General features: G+C 34.7%; 11 protein-coding genes. 8 read left to right on the top strand and 3 right to left on the bottom strand.

The features are described from left to right. Positions 1-8 precede the first annotated feature (8 nt). Positions 9-1,049: an endonuclease gene (locus tag AACZ92_RS04555; protein ID WP_339697597.1), complete on the top strand. Its 1,041-nt coding sequence runs from the start codon at positions 9-11 to the stop codon at positions 1,047-1,049. A 69-nt stretch (positions 1,050-1,118) separates the two neighbouring features. Here the strand turns inward: AACZ92_RS04555 and AACZ92_RS04550 are convergent, their stop codons facing one another. The 3 genes from AACZ92_RS04550 to AACZ92_RS04540 form a co-directional block, all read right to left on the bottom strand. Then, the gene (locus AACZ92_RS04550; protein ID WP_339697595.1) at positions 1,119-1,355 is read right to left on the bottom strand and encodes a T9SS type A sorting domain-containing protein; all 237 of its coding nucleotides are present in this window, start codon (positions 1,353-1,355) and stop codon (positions 1,119-1,121) included. 139 nt (positions 1,356-1,494) lie between these two features. Next, entirely contained in the window at positions 1,495-4,413 is a 2,919-nt protein-coding gene (locus tag AACZ92_RS04545) for a GEVED domain-containing protein (protein ID WP_339697593.1), read from the bottom strand. Positions 4,414-4,614: 201 nt separating this feature from the next. Then, positions 4,615-6,576, bottom strand: a complete 1,962-nt coding sequence (locus AACZ92_RS04540) for an endonuclease (protein WP_339697591.1) — start codon at positions 6,574-6,576, stop codon at positions 4,615-4,617. A 197-nt stretch (positions 6,577-6,773) separates the two neighbouring features. Here AACZ92_RS04540 and purL point away from each other — a divergent pair, with 197 nt between their 5' ends. The 7 genes from purL (at position 6,774) to AACZ92_RS04505 (ending at position 20,601) form a co-directional block, all read left to right on the top strand. Further along, entirely contained in the window at positions 6,774-10,445 is a 3,672-nt protein-coding gene (gene purL / locus AACZ92_RS04535) for a phosphoribosylformylglycinamidine synthase (RefSeq protein ID WP_339697589.1), read from the top strand. A 183-nt stretch (positions 10,446-10,628) separates the two neighbouring features. Continuing rightward, positions 10,629-13,022, top strand: a complete 2,394-nt coding sequence (locus AACZ92_RS04530; RefSeq protein ID WP_339697587.1) for a M14 family zinc carboxypeptidase — start codon at positions 10,629-10,631, stop codon at positions 13,020-13,022. Between the two features lie 117 nt (positions 13,023-13,139). Next, a complete protein-coding gene (locus AACZ92_RS04525; RefSeq protein WP_339697585.1) occupies positions 13,140-14,921 on the top strand; it encodes a long-chain fatty acid--CoA ligase in 1,782 nt (593 codons plus the stop codon). 92 nt (positions 14,922-15,013) lie between these two features. Continuing rightward, positions 15,014-18,034: a two-component regulator propeller domain-containing protein gene (locus tag AACZ92_RS04520; RefSeq protein ID WP_339697583.1), complete on the top strand. Its 3,021-nt coding sequence runs from the start codon at positions 15,014-15,016 to the stop codon at positions 18,032-18,034. Positions 18,035-18,049: 15 nt separating this feature from the next. Beyond that, positions 18,050-18,664, top strand: coding sequence for a response regulator transcription factor (locus AACZ92_RS04515; RefSeq protein WP_339697581.1), 615 nt, complete (start codon positions 18,050-18,052; stop codon positions 18,662-18,664). Between the two features lie 32 nt (positions 18,665-18,696). Next, positions 18,697-19,953: a T9SS type A sorting domain-containing protein gene (locus tag AACZ92_RS04510; protein ID WP_339697579.1), complete on the top strand. Its 1,257-nt coding sequence runs from the start codon at positions 18,697-18,699 to the stop codon at positions 19,951-19,953. Positions 19,954-20,154: 201 nt separating this feature from the next. Then, positions 20,155-20,601, top strand: coding sequence for a MarR family transcriptional regulator (locus AACZ92_RS04505; RefSeq protein ID WP_339697577.1), 447 nt, complete (start codon positions 20,155-20,157; stop codon positions 20,599-20,601). Position 20,602 lies beyond the last annotated feature (1 nt).

Here is a 20,602-nt window from a genome sequence, read left to right as displayed (position 1 = left end):
ATTCCAAAATGAACAAATTTTTACTTATCCCATTTCTATTTATTGCTGAAATTACATTTGCGCAACAATCTTATTATAATGATGTTGACCTCACCTTAACGGGTCAGGATTTGTATTTTGAGCTTCAAAACAAAATTGACATTAATAACACCACCTTTACTTATGGTGATATAAGGGACGTAGTAAAAATTACGGACGAAGATCCTTCAAACAACTCCAATGTGTTGCTTATTTACGGATATGATGACAGTGATGGTAATTGCACTACGGACAGGAGCCGCAATAAAGACGATTTTGGAGGAGGAAATTGTGAATATAATAGAGAGCACACTTTTCCGCGGTCCTTGGCCAATCCACCTATGCCCAATAATGGCAATAATACTGTCGGTATTGGAGCTGATCCCCATAACTTGCGCCCATCTGATGTGCAAGCCAATGGAAATCGTGGCAATAAAAAATTTATCACCGGGAGTGGAAATGCTGGATCGGTAAGCGGTGCTTGGTATCCTGGCGATGAATGGAAAGGCGATGTAGCCCGTATTATGATGTATATGTACACACGATATGGCGATCGTTGTTTACCTTCTTTAGTAGGAAATGGGGCTACACAGGGTAGTACCGATATGCTTGAACTATTTTTACAATGGAACGTTGATGATCCTGTAAGTGATTTAGAGGACCAGCGCAATCCACACTTAGAGAATATTTACGGTAACAGAAACCCATTTATAGACAATCCCGTGTTGGCAACAATCATCTGGGGAGGCCCACAAGCCGAAGACCGTTGGGGATTATTGTCTTTTCAAGATTTTTCAGCTAATGCAATAAATGTATATCCTAACCCTACTTCAGAAAAGATATGGGTACAATCAACAACAGCTTTTCAAGCAGAAAGCTATGTGCTTTTTGATTTAATGGGCAGAAAAGTACTTGAGCAAACAGCTACAGAAGAAAATTTCATTAACATGTCAGGTTTTAAAAGCGGTATGTATCTATTGCAAGTTATTTCTTCAGAAAAAAGAATCACTAAAAAAATTATTGTAGAGTAATCGTTACAATTATTTGAAAATTAAAAAGCGTCCTTTTGGGACGCTTTTTGTAGTTAATAGGGGATTGTTTTACTGAACAACCAAACGTTTAACAGTATTAAATTCATTATTGTACAGTTTAACCAAGTACATACCAAAAGCTACGCTTGCAAGGTTTACAGTAGCTTTATAGCCATTACTGCTATTATCCATATTAGTAGTTATTTTTTGTCCTAAGGTGTTAAATATCTCATAATCAAATGCACCAAAATCGGTTGTGCTGTTAAATAATAAACTGGTATTGTTATATCCCTCATTTCTATTCATAATTAAATTAATACAACTGTTTAATACTCGGTTTCATGAAATTCATGGCTTTAAATATATTTCAATGATTTCACAAAAAAACCTGTGAAAAAATTCACAGGTTTTTGATTAAAGATATTAAGTTTTAAAAAAGCATTTATTACTCAACAATAATACGTGCTGTTTTATAACTAGTAGTAGTTTGTCCACCCATTCTAAGTATATAAACACCACTTGAAACATTAGACATATCTAAAGAAGCTTTATAAGTATTTCCTTCTTTACTAACGGTCTTATTCATCGCTATTTCCTGTCCAAGAGTATTAAAAATTGATAGATAAACACCACCTTCAAAAGTTGTAGTCAATGCAACATCATATTTATTGTTTCCTAATGTAGTAACGATTAATTCAGAGTCTGAAATTTTAAAATCATTTACACCAAGATCTCCTATGTTCACCGTGTAATCTTCTACTTCTCCAAGACCATCATCAATACACCCATTAGGAACAGCAGAGTTTCTGTTACTTCTCACCCTCATAATATGCTCTCCAAGAGCAGCATCTGAAGGAATAATCAAGTCTAAAGTTTCGGTATAAGTCCCTCCAGTTTCACCAGGTGCAATTTCGAAATTAGGAACTACTACTTCGTTACCTGAAAATACAAAGTCATCATTAAAATCTATCCATACTTTTACGTTTTGACTTCCAAAACCAGTTGTAAGAGTAATATCATTTGTACTTCCTTGAGCAAGATTTGCTATTTGACTTCTAAAGTCACCATAACCTTCACAACCTGAAACGTTATTTATTTCTGCAATTGAAACCAATTCGAAACCATCACCAAGAGCACAGAATAGATCTGGCTGGCAAATTAAGTTTTCGATAATAATTGTTACGGAATCGTTTGAAGCTTGCTCATCACCAGATAAGTTAGTAGAAGCAGTTATTTCATATTCCTTCAATTCTGTGAAATTTATTTGTTCTGCAAAGTCAAAGCTAGTAGTTTCTCCAGTCTCAATAGTTCCTGTAAAAGTTTCTACTACTGGTGTTCCACCATCAACGCTGTATTGAACATCGAAATTAGATTGTGAATTGGCACCATAATTTTGAATTTCAATAGTAACAGTTTGCATTCCCAAACCATTTCCAGTTTCTGGAGAAGTAATTGCCAACGCTCCAACATCTGCAGCAAATATATTTGTTACGTCTTTAGAAACTCTATCATTATTTTCAAATTCATCTCCAGACAAATCTGTAGCAACTTCTATAGTATAGGTTTGTGACTGGGTTGAAAGATCTAATGTTTCGTTGAAAGTATATGTCCCTATTTCATTAGAGTTTATTGTTCCTGAAAAAACTTCGGTTGCAACTAAACTTCCATCTAAATAAAGTTCTAATGGAAACCCACTTTGAGGATCAGATCCAAAGTTTCTAATGGTAACCTCTACTGATTCAGTAGTAGTTAAAACACCATCTTCAGGTTCATTAATAGAAGTTGCTCCTATATCTGTGGCAAAGCCTCCACTTAAGCCATATGATGCTATTTGAGTTCTCCATTGATTTGTAGAAGAAAAATAATCTGAAGTAAACCAAAAAGTAAAGTCATTAGGATCTAAAGACATATGAGAATAATCACCATACCTGTTAGAATTGTTACGAACTCCTGGACCATCAATGATAGTCGTTTCTTCTACAGTCATTTCTCCTAACGGATCTCCATTAAACCTACCAGTATAACGTAGAGAAACTGGTAAATTTTCACTGGCAGTTGTATAAGCCATTCCAATGTTACCTGCGGCGTCCATTGCAGCACTACTCATTAAACGGCTATGACCATCTGCAATAGAGTAAGTACCTTCTTGGAAAATAGACCAATCACTAGAACCATCATTTCTTAATTCGATCCAACGAATTCCTCCAGTTTCGTTATTATCAATAAACGTATTAAATGTGATTAACCAAGAGTTGTAACTACCAAAAGAACGGTAATGAGTTGGGAATGAAATAATTCCTCCGTGTCCAGCTAATCGTTGACTAGTACCTGGCTGACGGATAGCTCCGTTTCCGTTACCAAAAAGTTCGCCTGCATCAAAAGGATCAGTTGGAATTTCTAGAGGTTGTGAAATAGTAGAGTTCCCTGTGTTGCTCCAGTCTACGTCAATTTCCCAAACTTTAAGGTGGTCGAAAGGTATTGAACCTGTCCATCCATCATCTTGCAAATACGTAATATAACCTGGTGTTGACGTATCTATATCTGTACCTAGTAAACTAACAGCGCCTGGACTTTTAACTTGATTAGGGTTTACTACAATTTGTGGTAAATTAAAAATCAATATCTGAGGGTCAGGTCCACCTGCTAACATTTCATCACGCTCCATTACAAATCCTTGAGTCGTCTGTCCATTTAAATTAACGGTACCATAATAGCCATCATGCCACAATCCATATTTTGGATAATCTGGAAAACCACTAAAAACATATTGGTATACATTATAAGCACCTGTTGGATCATTTGTTTCTGAAACACCAATAGCTAATGAGTTGTTCAATGAACCAAATTCACTTACTACCCAACGATCTGCCAATTGATCATACATAACTATGGGATCACCAGCATTTGAGTTAATACCTAAAAATGCACTTAAACTAACTGGACCTACTTCGATATTACCTGATTTGTCAAAAATTTTCACTAATGAGTTTACCGAGTGAACATAATGATTTGGACCTACTGCTCCAGTAGCATCTGGTGGAAAAAATCCAGATTCAGACGCTGATGCACCAATAAAATTTTGTTCAATATCTCTAGTTACAATTTTTCCTTTTTCAGTTTGTAAATTGTTTATAAGGGTGCTTGTCTCTACATGTTCCATAGGTGTCCTAGAGTCATTAGGCACCATCACTTCAACACTTTCACCTCTATTTTCACCTGGTTGAATTGTTGGAAAATCTCTTAATGGCATCGTTTTACCAAGAAAAGTTCCTGTTATTACTTCTTCTGGGGGGAATTTCTCCTGCCCAAATACGGTTGCTAAGCACAAAAAGCTAAGCATTAATAGTAAATAGTTTTTTTTCATACTTTTTTAATTAAAAACGTTAAATCTTAATAGTCTGCGCAATATAACATAAAAAATATAATTTAAAAACCTATTAAATCAGTAGGAATAGGTAATTTAACTCGGATTTCATATTGCTAAGTATAATATAATCAAGAAAATAGAATAAAACAAGTTCCGCTAAGCATTTATTTTTTGAAAGGATTTTAAGAAGTTCAATGCTTATTTAATAATTATATGTTTTACCCTTGTTTGCTTGCTTGACACCATAACCACAATGTATGTTCCAGATTGAAATATTAAAGGTATGGATGTATCTTGAGAAATTGTTTTGTTCAACATCTCTTTCCCAATCATGGAAAAAATATTGATTTCGGTTTTATTAGAAACTCCTTGAATATTTAACACTTTGGAAACTGGATTTGGGTACAGCACTATTTCAGAAATATTATTTTCTTCAATTGAAAGTGGTGGAAAATAAGTTTCACCTTGCAGATCTCCCCATATATGTTCAACCAAAATAGGTCTATCAATAAAAGGGTTACGATTTTTTTGCCAAGTATAGACTATATTATTACGATTCATTTCAAAATCGTCTGGCGGATCGTTTCTGTGCCATTCTAGTAGTGTCTGCAAATCTCCTAACTCCCCTACTGTCGTGTTTTCAGGGTTACCATTTACCACTTCCAAATCATTATAACGAACAGCCATAAAAAGCACGGCGCGAGCTACATCACCTTTAAAGCTGCCCAAATTCCCTGTGGGACCATTATATTCACCATAATCTTGATTTCCCCTCGAACTATTTTCAGGTCCATCGGCTGCACGCAATGCATGAGCATCAGAAATTCCGTGACGTAGCGAATCTGCATTGGTTTCAATAAAAATATTCATTCCATCGGCAACCTCATCCTCTTCTAACTCATAAAAACCTCCTCGAGAGCGGGGATACGTATGTTCTCGGTTCCATTTGCCTATGTTACTTCCTCCTAAATTTTGAAAGTCGATTTTTGGGCGGGATTGTTCAGTATACAACAACCAAACTTCATTGCTGTTCTCCGGGCTTTGATCGGCGCTTTTTAAAATGTCTATGGCATCGGCATAAGTCTGGGTGCGCACTGTTTCGGGATCTGCAACTACATCCTGTATAGCTTGTCTCAATTCATTATCGGCTAATCCGCCAATTGAATTGTAATAATCTTCTGGCTCTGTGCTTTCAACAAAACCATATGTTGGGTCTAATGGTGTTCCCCATTGAGCCATTGTAAAATCTAAGTCTATGACCAATACTTCTACATTATCGGTAAGTCGGTTATATTCCTGTGGCAATGTTTGTATATCTATTTCGGCAAACTCATCACCGTCATTTACTCCATCTTTTATAAATTGAATTTGTACACTTGCCTCACTTGTTCCTGTAGGAATAAAAACAGATGTATTTCCTGTATAATCTTCAGTTGTAAATGTTTCGTTTTCTAATGTAAAAATGAAATTTAAATCACTCGTTACAGCTTCTTCCGTAGTAAAGGTAATTGTCATGGCATCCCCTTCACTATATTCTTGTAGGTCTGTAGTAAAAGAAACCCCGTTTAGGTCAATCCCACTTCCATCATTTAATGCACCGGGAGTTGGCGTAGTTACAGTGTAGCTGCCATCATTATTTCTTTGAATAGATTCAGTAGTTTGATTTCCATTCTCTCCTTCATTTATTTGTTCGGTTAGACCTAATAGGCTTAATAAAACCGTATCATCTGCATCATTAGTATCATACGCTAAAGCATCTATTAGATTGGTGGTGGTTGCCAAAGTACCTTCCGGAAAATCATCTGCACTTCCTTGATAAATAGCAACAGCATCAGGACCATTTTGAATAATAGCTGGTGGAATTAAAAACTCCGGAACTGGCGAAACAGTGCTACTTCCTATAACAAGTATGCCATTAACATCGGTTGAAAACCCATCTAAATCAAAAGCCAAATAACTACTATCTGCCCCACTTTCCGAACCATTAAAAAAAACCAAAACGTAATCGTCTAAATTCGTATTTGGGATGTCTGATTTCAATTCAACAAACTCTTTAAAATCTTGACCTTCGGTATCGGTATCAAATTCGTTTACAACAACTTGAGCATTTGAAGAAACTATAAAAAACATAAAAACAAAAAGGGGGTAAAAATTCTTCATAAAAGTTTAATATTTTGTCAAAAATACTATTTACAATCTTGTAAAAAACGGTGTATGTACAAGGTAACAATAATATAATAAATGAATTTGTGAAAAATTAGTTGAAAACCATGTGTATAACACATTAAAATTGTAGTAGCCTTTCGCAAGAATTACCGTAAATTTGTGCTTTTAAAAAACGGAACAACACAACCACCATGATTCATTATTTTTCGTCTCCAAGCCAAACTGTTTACGCAGTACAAACTTCGAATAACCTTTCGGAAACAGCTATTGAAAAGTTGAAATGGCTTTTCGCAATACCTGATTCTTCTAAAATAAAGCCAAACCAAAAACTCTCAGGAGCTTTTATTGGCCCTAGAGCAGCTATGATTACTCCGTGGAGTACGAATGCAGTTGAGATTACACAAAATATGGGGGTTGAGGGAATTGTTCGTATTGAAGAGTTTACTAAGGTTGCCGTTGATTTTTCAGATTTCGACCCAATGTTGTCTCAAAAATATAACGATCTAGATCAAGATATATTTACAATTGATATTAAACCGGAAGCAATAAAAGAAATTGATGATATTGCTGCTTTTAATGAAGCAGAAGGATTAGCACTTAATAAAGAAGAAGTTGTTTATTTAGAGAACTTATCTACAAAGTTAAAAAGAAAATTGACTGATAGTGAGGTCTTCGGATTCAGCCAAGTAAATAGTGAACATTGCCGTCATAAAATCTTTAATGGCACCTTCGAAATTGACGGAAAAGAAATGCCCTCTTCTCTATTTAAGCTAATTAAAAAAACATCTGAAAAAAACCCGAATACAATTGTTTCGGCTTATAAAGATAATGTTGCTTTTGTAAAAGGTCCTAAAGCCATACAGTTTGCTCCTAAATCTCCTGATAAACCAGATTTTTATCAGAATTCTGAATTTGATAGCGTTATTTCTATAAAAGCTGAAACACATAACTTTCCTACTACAGTCGAGCCTTTTAACGGTGCTGCAACTGGAAGTGGTGGCGAAATTAGAGACCGTTTAGCAGGCGGCAAAGGATCTTTGCCTTTAGCCGGAACTGCGGTGTATATGACTTCTTATTCCCGATTAAACGATTCCCGTCCTTGGGAAAAAGCAGTAGAAGAACGCGATTGGCTCTACCAAACGCCTTTAGATATTCTTATTAAAGCTAGTAATGGTGCTTCAGACTTTGGAAACAAATTTGGTCAACCCTTAATTGCTGGTTCAGTTCTAACTTTTGAACACGAAGAGGAAGCACGTAAACTAGGCTATGATAAAGTAATTATGTTAGCTGGAGGCGTTGGATACGGGAAAGCTAATCAAGCCATAAAAGACATCCCTAAAAAAGGAGATAAAATAGTAATCTTAGGTGGTGAAAACTACCGAATTGGTATGGGTGGCGCTGCTGTTTCTTCAGCAGATACTGGAGCGTTTGAAAGCGGAATTGAACTAAACGCCATTCAACGTAGTAATCCTGAAATGCAAAAAAGAGCGGCGAATGCTGTTCGTGGCATGGTAGAGAGTGAAACAAATCCAATCGTTTCTATTCACGATCACGGAGCAGGTGGTCACCTCAACTGTCTTAGTGAATTGGTAGAAGAAACCGGTGGTAAAATAGATTTAGACAAATTACCTGTTGGCGACCCTACCCTTTCAGCAAAAGAAATTATAGGCAACGAATCGCAAGAACGTATGGGCCTTGTAATTGGCGACCAAGATATTGAAAAACTAAAAAGGGTTTCAGATAGAGAACGCTCACCAATGTACGAAGTTGGTGATGTTACAGGCGATTATCGCTTTACTTTTGAAAGTGAAACAACCGGTGAGAAACCAATGGATTTTGAACTTGCCGATATGTTTGGCAGTTCTCCTAAAACCGTTTTAAAAGATAAATCAATACCTAGAAATTATAAAAATCCTAAATATCAAGCTGCAGACATTCAAAGTTATGTAGAGCAAGTTTTACAATTAGAAGCAGTAGGTTGTAAAGATTGGCTTACTAACAAGGTGGACCGCTGTGTGGGTGGAAAAGTAGCCAAACAACAATGTGCCGGACCATTACAATTACCACTTAACAATTGTGGTGTTATGGCGCTAGATTACAACGGAAAAGAAGGTGTTGCCACTTCCATTGGGCATTCTCCTATTTCTGGGTTAGTAGATCCTGTTGCAGGTTCTCGTAATTCGATTACCGAAGCACTTACCAATATTGTTTGGACGCCGCTAGAAGAAGGCTTAAAAAGCGTATCGCTATCTGCAAATTGGATGTGGCCTTGTAATAATGAAGGTGAAGATGCTCGTTTATACAAAGCAGTTGAAGGTGTTTCTGAATTTTCAATTGACTTAGGAATCAATGTTCCTACTGGAAAGGATTCGCTTTCCATGAAGCAGAAATATAAAAATGAAGAAGTTATTTCACCAGGAACAGTTATTATTTCGGCTGCAGGACATAGTAAGGATATTAAAAAAACAGTAGAGCCAGTTCTTCAGAAAAACGCCGGAAGTATCTACTACATCAACTTCTCTCAAGATGATTATAAATTAGGAGGTTCGTCATTTGCACAAATATTGAATACTGTGGGAAGCGAAGTTCCTACCGTTAAAAGTGCCGAATATGTAAAAACGGTTTTCAATACGCTTCAAAATTTAATTTCTGAAGAAAAAATCGCCGCAGGACACGATGTAGCTTCCGGAGGTTTAATTACCACCTTACTAGAAATGTGCTTTGCCGATACTAATTTGGGAGCGAATCTAAATCTTTCAGAATTAGGAGATGATTTAGTAAAAGTATTATTTTCTGAAAACTGCGGTGTGGTTATCCAAGTTTCAGAAGATAAAATTATTGAAGAAACATTCGCCTCAGCAAACGTTGACTATATCAAAATTGGAACTGTTTCTACTACTGAAACGTTAGAAATTCAATTTAACGATGATGTTTTAAACTTCAACATTCCAGAAATGCGCGATGTTTGGTATAAAACTTCGCATTTGTTAGACGAAAAGCAAAGCGGAAAAAATAAAGCGCAAGAACGTTTTGACAATTATAAGAAACAACCACTTCAGTTTACATTTCCGAAGCATTTTGACGGAACGTTACCACAAATTTCTTCTGAAAAACCAAGAATTAAAGCTGCCATCCTTCGTGAAAAAGGGAGTAACAGTGAACGTGAAATGGCAAATGCGCTATATTTAGCTGGTTTTGATGTAAAAGATGTCCATATGACCGATTTAATTGAAGGTCGTGAAACACTAGAAGATATTAAGCTAATTGCGGCCGTAGGAGGATTCTCAAATAGTGATGTGTTAGGAAGCGCCAAAGGTTGGGCCGGAGCATTTTCATACAACGAAAAAGCCAATAAAGCCTTAAAAGATTTCTTTGCAAAAGACGATACGCTTTCATTAGGTGTTTGTAATGGTTGCCAATTGTTTATCGAACTTGGCTTGATGACGCCAAACCACGACGAAAAACCAAAAATGTTGCACAACGATACCGGCAAATTTGAATGTAACTTTACCTCGGTAACTATTCAAGAAAACAACTCAGTGATGTTATCTTCATTAGCTGGAAGTACTTTAGGAATTTGGGCTGCTCACGGAGAAGGAAAATTCAGTTTCCCACTTAGCGAAGACAACTATAAAATTGTTGGAAAATATGGGTACGAAACATTCCCAGCAAACCCGAATGGAAGTGACTTTAATACAGCCATGATGACCGATGAAACTGGAAGACATTTGGTAATGATGCCGCACTTAGAACGCTCTACCTTCCCATGGAACTGGGCACACTACCCAAAAGACCGTACCGATGAAGTTTCTCCTTGGTTAGAAGCATTTGTAAATGCAAGAAAGTGGTTAGAAAAAAAGTAAAAAACAAAATGTAAGTGTTTTATTGAAAAATTAATAGAAGTTTACTTTTTTCAAACAAAACCACTATTTAATATATAGATTTTACAATTTTTTCAATGATTATTAGTTAAAACACTAATTAATGTAACTGTAATTTGTTAGTTTTCAGCTCGTTTTTAGACTACACTAATCCAAAACCCAATTATGAAAAAAACAATACTTTTAATTTTATTATTTACTTCTTCATTTATATTCTCGCAAGAAGTACAAGAAAAATACCAACGGGCTAAAATAAATTACAATTCTACGGATGATCTTTCAAAATTAGAATCACTAGGCGTACCGGTAGAACACGGCGCTCATAAACGGGGGCACTTTGTAATTTCAGATTTTTCAGTTTCTGAAATTGAAAATGCCCGAGATGCAGGTTTTAAGGTCGATATTTTAATAGAAGACAGTAAGGAATATTTTCTTCAGCGTAACAGATTGCAAGAACCTGTTGTAAACCCAAGTTGTGATGCAGCTTCAGAAGATTATGAAACCCCGGCCAATTTTAATTTAGGTTCTATGGGTGGATACTTAACCTATCAAGAGCTCTTGGATGAGCTAGATGCGATGCGTGCTCAGTATCCAGATTTAATTACTGCAAAAGAGAACATTAGTAATTTTTTAACCGAAGGAACTCCAGATAACTCAACTACTCCATCTATTGGAGGAAATGGTATTAAATGGGTGAAAATTAGTGACAACCCTGAAAGTACTTCAGAAGGAGAACCACAAATTTTATATACAGCTATACACCACGCACGAGAACCGCTATCACTTTCTCAACTAGTTTTCTATATGTGGTATTTATTGGAAAATTATGATTCAGACCCAGAAGTACAAAGTATTGTAAATAATACCGAGTTATATTTCGTGCCTGTAATAAATCCTGATGGATATTTATACAATGAGAAAACAAACCCAAATGGAGGTGGTTTTTGGCGGAAAAATAGAAAAAACACCTATGGTACAGATTTAAACCGTAATTATGAGTATTATATAAATGGCGACCCAAATAACGGTATGTGGGGTGGTGAAGGAGCTTCTTCAAACACTGGTAGTGAAACCTATCACGGTCCTGCTCCTTTTTCGGAAGTGGAAACACAAGCTATAAAGTGGTTTGTTGAAAATCATAATTTTGTTATGGCTTTTAACAACCACACATCGGGAGACCTGCTGCTGTATCCTTATGGATATACTGAAAATGCCCCTACACCCGAAAATGATTTATTTGTGGGAATTTCGGAAGAATTAGTTTCCCGAAACGGTTTTAGTAATATTTTATCTTCAGAATTATATCCTGCCTCTGGTGATAGTGACGATTTTATGTACGGTACCATAGGAACACACGATAAAATTTATGCAATGACGCCAGAGATTGGCCCAGAGTTTTGGCCTCCTTCTAATCAAATTGAACCTTTGGTTAAAACAATGATGTACCTTAATATAACTTCGGCTAAAATGGTTAATAATTTTGCTGAAGTGACAGACACCACTCCTGCTTTTACAGGAAATTCTACTTCAAATAATGCTACTTTTAGTATTAAACGCTTAGGTATTAATGGAAATGGTGATTTTACAGTTAGCTTGAATCCGGTTTCAGCTAACATCATCTCGGTTGGGAGTCCATTACCTTTTAACGGACTAAGTCTATTAGATGAAGATACCGGAAGTATTCAATATTCTCTTTCATCAGATGTAGAGCCTGGAGACGAAATAGCCTACGAATTTATTGTAAATAACGGAAGCTATGACACCACTACCCTAATCACCAAAAAATTTGGTGCCTTAGAAGCAGTTTTTGAAGATTCGGGGGAAAGTGTTACTGAGAATTTTAACAACAACGGATGGGGAATTAGTACCTCTACATTTGTATCGGCGCCAAGTTCTATAACCGATTCGCCCAACGGAAATTATCAAGACGACGCAAATAAAACGATCACTCTAAAAAATGCAATTGACTTGACCACTGCCATTGGCGCAAATGTTACCTTTAATGCAAAGTGGGAAATTGAAAATAATTGGGATTACACACAGTTTGAAGTTTCTACTGATAATGGCGCTACTTGGACGCCTCAATGTGGTAAATACACAAATAATGGTAGCTCGAATAGCGGACAACCAACAGGTGAACCCTTATATGACGGTGAACAAAACGAATGGGTACTTGAAGAAATTGATTTAAGTGACTATTTAGGTGAAACTATTTTAGTTCGGTTTCAGTTTGAGTCGGACGGTGGCGTTAGAGGTGATGGCTTCTATTTTGACGATTTAACCATTAATATAGTTGATGATTCTGGATTATCAATTTCAAATGTTTCCGAAAGTCAATTTAGTATTTATCCAAATCCTGTAGATGACCTTTTAAACATAGATACTTCTCTAAGTAGTTATACTGCTGAACTGTTCACCATTCAAGGGCAGCGGGTTTTTGTTTCAGAAAAGAATACTGGATCGCAAACTATAGATTATAGTAAGTATGCATCAGGAATTTATTTATTAAAACTTACTTCAAATGAAGTTTTACAAACTTTTAAAATTGTGAAACAATAATATTCTAAAAAATTATCCTTAATTTTAATGGAGCAACTAAAATTTAGTTGCTCCATTTTTTTTCTGTTGGATTCTGAAAAAAATTACTATTTTGCACCTATACATTAAATACTTATCATGACAGACCCTAAAAGACTTTTTGATTTTCCATATTACCAACTTGAAACCCATCCGCAACAAAAAGCTTTGGTAACAAAATATAATGGTGAATGGAAAGCTACTTCTATACAAGAATATATAGATAAAGCAAATGCATTAAGCCGGGCTTTACTTAGAATGGGAATTGAACCAAATGATAAAATTGCTATCATATCAATGTCCAACCGTACCGAATGGAATATATGTGATATCGGTATTATGCAAACGGGCGCGCAAGATGTACCTATCTACCCTACTATTTCTGAAGATGAGTACGAATATGTTTTAAACCATAGTGAATGCAAGTATGTGTTTGTTTCGTGTGAAGAAGTACTCGAAAAAGTAAATAAAATAAAAAACAACGTACCTTCTTTAAAAGAAGTGTACTGCTTTGATAAAATTGACGGCTGTACTAATTGGGAAGAAGTTCTTGAAAAAGGAAAAGATGATAGCAATCAAGATGAAGTTGAAAAACGAAAAGATGCAATCAATGAAGACGATTTAGCTACATTAATATATACCTCTGGTACAACGGGCCGACCAAAAGGTGTTATGTTATCACATAAAAACATAGCCAGTAATGCTATATTTAGCTCCGAGCGTTTACCTATTGTTATTGGTAAATCTAAGGCGTTAAGTTTTTTACCAGTTTGTCATATATACGAACGTATGCTTCTTTATATGTATCAATATACTGGTGTTGAAATTCATTTTGCTGAATCACTTGATACTATAAGTGATAATTTAAAAGAAGTACAGCCTCAAGTAATGAGTGCCGTACCAAGGTTATTAGAAAAAGTATACGATAAAATCTATGCGAAGGGAGCCGAATTATCAGGTATAAAGAAAAAGCTATTTTATTGGGCCATAGAATTAGGTTTAGAATACGAACCGTATGGTGAAAACGGTTGGTGGTACGAATCTAAATTAAGCATAGCCCGTAAATTAATATTTAGTAAATGGCAAGAAGCTTTAGGTGGCGAATTAAAAGCCATTGCTAGTGGTAGTGCAGCTTTACAACCTCGTTTGGCAAGAATTTTTAATGCTGCTGAAATTCCCGTAATGGAAGGCTATGGTCTAACTGAAACCTCACCCGTGGTAGCTGTTAACGATATGCGCGACAAAGGATTTAAAATAGGAACTGTTGGAAAGCCATTAAGAGAAACGGAAGTTAAAATTGCCGATGACGGGGAAATTTTAATAAAGGGTCCACAAGTAATGTGTGGATATTACAAAGACAAAGAAAAAACAGACGAAGTATTAATAGACGGATACTTTCATACCGGTGATATTGGGGAAGTTGATAAGGAAGGTTTCTTGAAAATTACAGATCGTAAAAAGTCTATGTTTAAAACTAGTGGTGGTAAGTACGTAGCACCACAACTAATAGAAAATGACATGAAACAATCCCGTTTCATAGAACAAATATTAGTAGTAGGTGAAGGTGAAAAAATGCCAGCAGCTTTAATACAACCAGATTTTGAGTTTTTAAAAGATTGGGGGGCTAAAAAAGGTCGTGAACTTTCTTCAGACCCTAAGGAAATTATTAAAAACGAAAAAGTTATAAAACGCATTCAAAAAGAAGTTGATTTTTATAATGAGCGCTACGGAAAATGGGAGCGAGTTAAAAAGTTTGAACTTACTCCAGATGTATGGAGTATAGAAGAAGGACACCTAACCCCTACCATGAAAATGAAACGTAAAGTGATTCAAAATAAATATCAAGATTTATATGATAAGATTTATGACCGAAATCAATAACCCTTAAATTCTCATAAAACATTATTACACCCTACTTCTCCTCAAAAAGTACGCTAAAAAATATTCCTCAAATATTTTTGATTGTCTTTTTGTTGACTTTTTTTAAAGTTTCTTCTCAAGAGACTAAGGTAATTCAAATAAATCAACTGGGGCAAGAAGCAGGATTACTACAATTAAACGCACAGACCTTAACCCAGGATCATCTTGGCTACTTATGGGTTGGAACCGAAGATGGTTTGCATAGGTTTAACGGTTATAAGTTTAAACCATATGTAGCACACGCCAAAGATAGCTCCTCCATTACCGATGATCACATTCGTGGTTTATTAGCTATTAATGACACCTTATGGATTGCCACCAACTCCAAGGGAATTTCTGGGCTTAAACTTTCAGAAAACAGATTTTTTAATTTGTTTGAAGAGAATGAAAACAGAGATTTAAATATTGCCTATAAAATTTTAAAGGTTAATAAAAAATTTCTTCTTTTTTCTACCAAAAACCATTTTATAATCTATGATCGAAAAAAGAAGGAGACACAAACTTTTACGCTCCCTAAAATCAAAAAAGAAAATTTTATAAGTGACATTATAAAAGTTTCAGAAAACACGTATTGGCTTGCAACAACAGGCTCTGGTATTCTTATCTTTAATATTTCAACAAAAGAAATAAATTCATTACAAGAGTTTAATCAGAGTTCGGTAACAAGCTTCTTTAAAGATAAAAATACTATAATCATTGGTACTGATAAAGGATTGTTTACTCACAATATAACTGATAATAGTTTTTCTAAAACAGCTCTTAATAATTCAGTTAAGTATTTATTTGAAAAAGATACTGATCAAATATACGTAGCGACCAATCAAGGTACTTTTTTCTACAATACTAGTAGTAATAAAGCAACAAAAATTACTTTTAAAGATAAGCAGTCTAAAGTATACGAAAACATATTAATAGAGCAGTTTGTAAAAGACAACAAAGGCAACCTATGGATGGGAACAGCTGGTGAAGGAGTCTTTTATACTAATAAGTATCAAAAAAAGTTTACATCGGTTCAGGTTAAATTACCGTCTAAAAAAGATGATCAACGTATTAGCGTTTTTCCTTTTTTTAAAAGAAACGATTCTATTTTATGGATTGGGACCACAAATGGAACACTCAAGTATAATTTCAACAACAAGACATTTAAACAATACGAGACTGGGAAAAAAGGAGTAACCTATTGTTTTGCCGAAGATAAAAACGGCACCCTTTGGGCAGGCGGCATCTATGATGGTTTAATGAAGTATAATCCTAAAACGGACACTTTTACGCAGTGGCTTTCCGATACGACTATAAACAGTCTATCAGATAGCGAAGTGCTTACTATTATCCCAATGCCGAATAACAAACTATGGTTGTGCACTTGGGCTGGCGGAATTAGTGAGTTTAACACACAAACTGAAACATTTAATCCAATCTTGGTAAACGGTAAACAATTAAACAGGGCCCGGGTCTACCTTAAAGATTCAAAAAATAATTTATGGTTAGGTACTGATCAAGGCTTATATAAACTCTCAGAAGAAAAATGGGTTAAAACCTACACTCAAAATACTTCTGAAAGCAATCAACTCACAAACGATAGGATTTTTGCACTTAAAGAAGATAAAAAAGGTAATATATGGATAGGGACCAGTTCTGGATTAACCAAATTAAATCCAAATACCAATGAAACAACCCTTTTTTACAAACAAAAAGGCTTCACAAACGATTTTGTTTACAACATTTTAATTGACAAAAAAGACCAAATTTGGATGAGCACTAACCATGGTCTTTCCGTTTTAAACACAACTACAAATACTTTTAAAAACTACACAGAAGAAGACGGTCTACAAGACAATGAGTTTAATGGAAAAGCAGGTTTTAAAGACTCTGATGGAACATTTTATTTCGGTGGAATTAATGGTTTTAATATGTTTAAACCAGAAGACATTGTTGACAACCCCTTTTTACCAAAAGTTTATATAGAATCAGTTGAGTTGTTTAACAAACCCATTGAACAAAATGAACTATACAAAGACACGTTACGGTTTAAAAGCGAAGAAAACGTTCTAACGTTTAATTTTGCAGCTTTAAACTATTTAAACCCACAGAAAGTATCCTATCAATATAAGCTGGATAATTTTGACAAGGCTTGGAGTCCGCCAAGTGGTAAACGGAGTGTTACCTATACCAACTTAAACCCTGGAAAGTACACCCTAAAAATAAAAGCATCAAACGATGCCGGAGTGTGGAGCGATACCGTTAAAACCGTAAGTTTGATTATTATCCCGCCTTGGTACCAAACCTCACTTTTCAGAATATCGGCTATCTTACTCATCCTACTTTTGGGCGTGGCTTTCTATCTATACAAAACCAGAAAGCTAAAACGTGATAAACAGAAATTGGAAGGTCTCGTTCATGAGCGCACAGAAGACTTAATTAACAAAAACGAAGACCTAAAAGCCTATAATGAGGTAATTTTAAAACAACGCGATAATATTGAATTTTTAATGAAAGAATTGAGTCATCGCGTTAAAAATAACCTACAAATAGTTTCCAGTCTATTGAATATTCAGACTAACTCTATTAAAGACGAACATTCAAAAGAAATATTAACCATTGCTAAAAATAGAATTTTAGCTATTTCGTACGTTCAAGCAGAATTAAGTTCAAAAACAGATGAAGTTAACATAGGTGAGTTTATAAATAACTTTACCGTAAAAATAATGGAAACTTTAACCGATGAAAATTCTGCAAAATTTGAACTACAATTTGACTTAGATAAAAACATAATCTGCAAAATGAATATCACATTGGTAGGATTGATATTAAACGAATTGATCACCAACACCTTTAAATACGCATTTAAAAACTATAGCGAAGAAAACCTATTGCATATATCTTGTAAAATAGAGGGAAACACCATTAGTTTAAAAGTTGAAGATAACGGTGTGGGTTATAAAAAAGCAGATATAAAACAAGATTCATTAGGATTAGACATGGTAACCGAAATGGTTTATCAGTTAAACGGTACTATCCATACAGAAAGCTCTAACGGCACTATAAACACTATAAAAATTCCTTGTATTTCATAAAACCATCACATCAGTATGAGACAAATTTTACTAATTGAAGATGAATTTATTATCGCTAAAGACATTAAGTTGTTGTTAGAAAAAGACACTTCCATACATGTTAAAACCGCTCGAAATTACGAGGAGGCGTATATTCATTTTAAAGCAAACAATATTGATGTTATAATCTGTGATATAAACTTGAATGATGAGAAAGATGGTATCGATATCATGACAGAGTTTAAACAAATTAAAACCGTGCCCGTGGTGTATTTAACTGCTTATGACTCTCACGATATTTTAAAACGCGCCAAGGAAACCATGCCCTTTGCCTATCTTTTAAAACCCTTTAATGAAGTGCAATTAAAGGTAACAATAGACCTTGCTTACTTAAACTACCAAAAAGAAAGTGATAGTATTATTGAGAACACAGATTATACAGATCAAATAGACGAACTAACCAAACGGGAAAAAGAAATTTTAGTAGTTATTGCATCTGGAAAAACTAGCAAAGAGACTGCCACTTATTTAAATATATCCTCACACACCGTAGAAAAACATAAAAAGAATATTAAAAAGAAACTAAAACTAAGTACCGTAGGTGAATTGGTCCGGTTTGCATTACGATCAAATCTCTATGAAGTTTCTTAAAATGAAATTTTCTGTATAAAAAATTATTCAAAATGAAAAATATTAATTTCAGAATACTTTTTTTAATTCTCTTATTCGGAAATTTATCCTTTATTACGGGACAATGTTTACCCAATGGAATAACATTTACTTCCCAATCGCAAATTGATGACTTTCCATCAAATTATCCAAGTTGCACAGAAATAATAGGAGATGTATTAATTGCAGGAAATTTAAGCAACCTTAATGGATTGTCTCAAATTACAAATATCGGGGGCTTTTTGAAAATTAATAACACCACTCTTGAAAATTTAGACGGATTGGAGAACCTTCAAACCATTGAATCTTTATTAATAGAGTACAATAACAATTTACAACACATTCAAGCCTTGGCAAACATAACCTCGGTGAGTAGGATTCTATTAATAGTAAATGAAAGTCTTCTATCATTATCTGGATTGGAAGGGATTACAAATATTCCTTTAGAACTTAACATTCATCAGAATCAGGCACTGGAAAGTCTAATGGGACTGCAAAATGTAGTTAATATTGTAAATAACTGTACTATTTCTTTAAACCCCCAACTTCATAATCTCAATGGCTTGGAAAGTTTAAGCCAAGTCGGAGGGTCTTTTCGTATCTTTGAAAATAACTCTTTAAGTACATTGCAAGGTTTGGATAATTTATCTGAAATCGGAATAAATTTTACCCTAAGCAGAAATCCACAAATGATAACATTGAGTAATTTGGCAAATCTAACCTCAATTGGCGATAATTTAGTGATTCAAGGTCAAACAAATCTTACCAGCGTAGATGGATTGGAAAATTTAATAAGTATTGGGGGATTTTTAAATATTTCGGTTAATAATTCGCTATCAAATATAGAAGGTATTAAAAATATTGATGCCACTACTGTAACACAACTTCAAATTTTTCAAAATGAAAACTTACCTGAATGTGCAGTCCTAAGTGTGTGTGATTTTTTGAATTTAGATCCTGCTAACGCCGTTATTGATACAAATGCTATAGGATGTAACTCGGTGCAACAAGTTGTAGCACACTGCGAACTCAGCATTCAAGAAAACCCGCTTTCAGAAGTAAAAATTTACCCCAATCCTACCAATGATTCTTTTAATATTTCAAATTTAAAAGAAGGAACGATTAAAGTGATGGACAGCCAAGGTAGAATAGTCAGTAATTATGATGTAGATAATAGCTTTTATTCGATAAAAGACCTTTCCAAAGGGATTTATTTTGTTCAAATTAGATCGGGCAATCAAACAACCGTTCGGCAATTGATTAAAAATTAATTTTTTCTATATAATTACTAATTACTTAAACCTCAAGAGTAATTAAAACACTTTTGTTTTCTTAAATAAAAGTAAATACCGCAACCCTTTTCTATTATATACGTTTATTTAACATTCATCAGAAAAATTTTACATTTATTTACTATGCACGCATAATAAAATTTTCTATCTTTGGTATCCCGATAAACAAAACAATACTTTTTGAAAGAAAAAACAATAGATTACATACTGCGCTCTACTTGGATGAACGTACAAAAAATGTATAACGAAGAGGCCAGTAAAAAAGATAGTACGATGGCAACAGGATTTGCCTTAATAAGCATCGATCCTGAAGAAGGAACACCTTCTACAGCCTTAGGCCCTAAAATGGGAATGGAAGCCACTAGCCTCTCGCGTACGCTAAAAAATATGGAAGGAAAAGGTTTAATTGAACGAAAACCAAACCCCGAAGACGGCCGCGGAGTTTTAATACACTTAACCCCTTTTGGGAAAGAAATGAGAGAGTTTTCAAAAAATGTGGTGCTTCGGTTTGATGAAGCTGTAAAAGAGAATATTTCAGAAGAAGAACTACAAACGTTTAAAAAAGTGGCCAGTACTATTTTAGAACTGATTAATTCAAAAAAAATATATACCGAAAAAATAGCATAAT

The sequence above is a fragment of the uncultured Marixanthomonas sp. genome, assembly GCF_963974425.1.
In the GTDB taxonomy this organism is placed as follows: Bacteria; Bacteroidota; Bacteroidia; order Flavobacteriales; family Flavobacteriaceae; genus Marixanthomonas.
The sequence above is the reverse complement of the archived record's forward strand: the minus strand, read 5'-3'. Positions and strand labels throughout refer to the sequence as shown.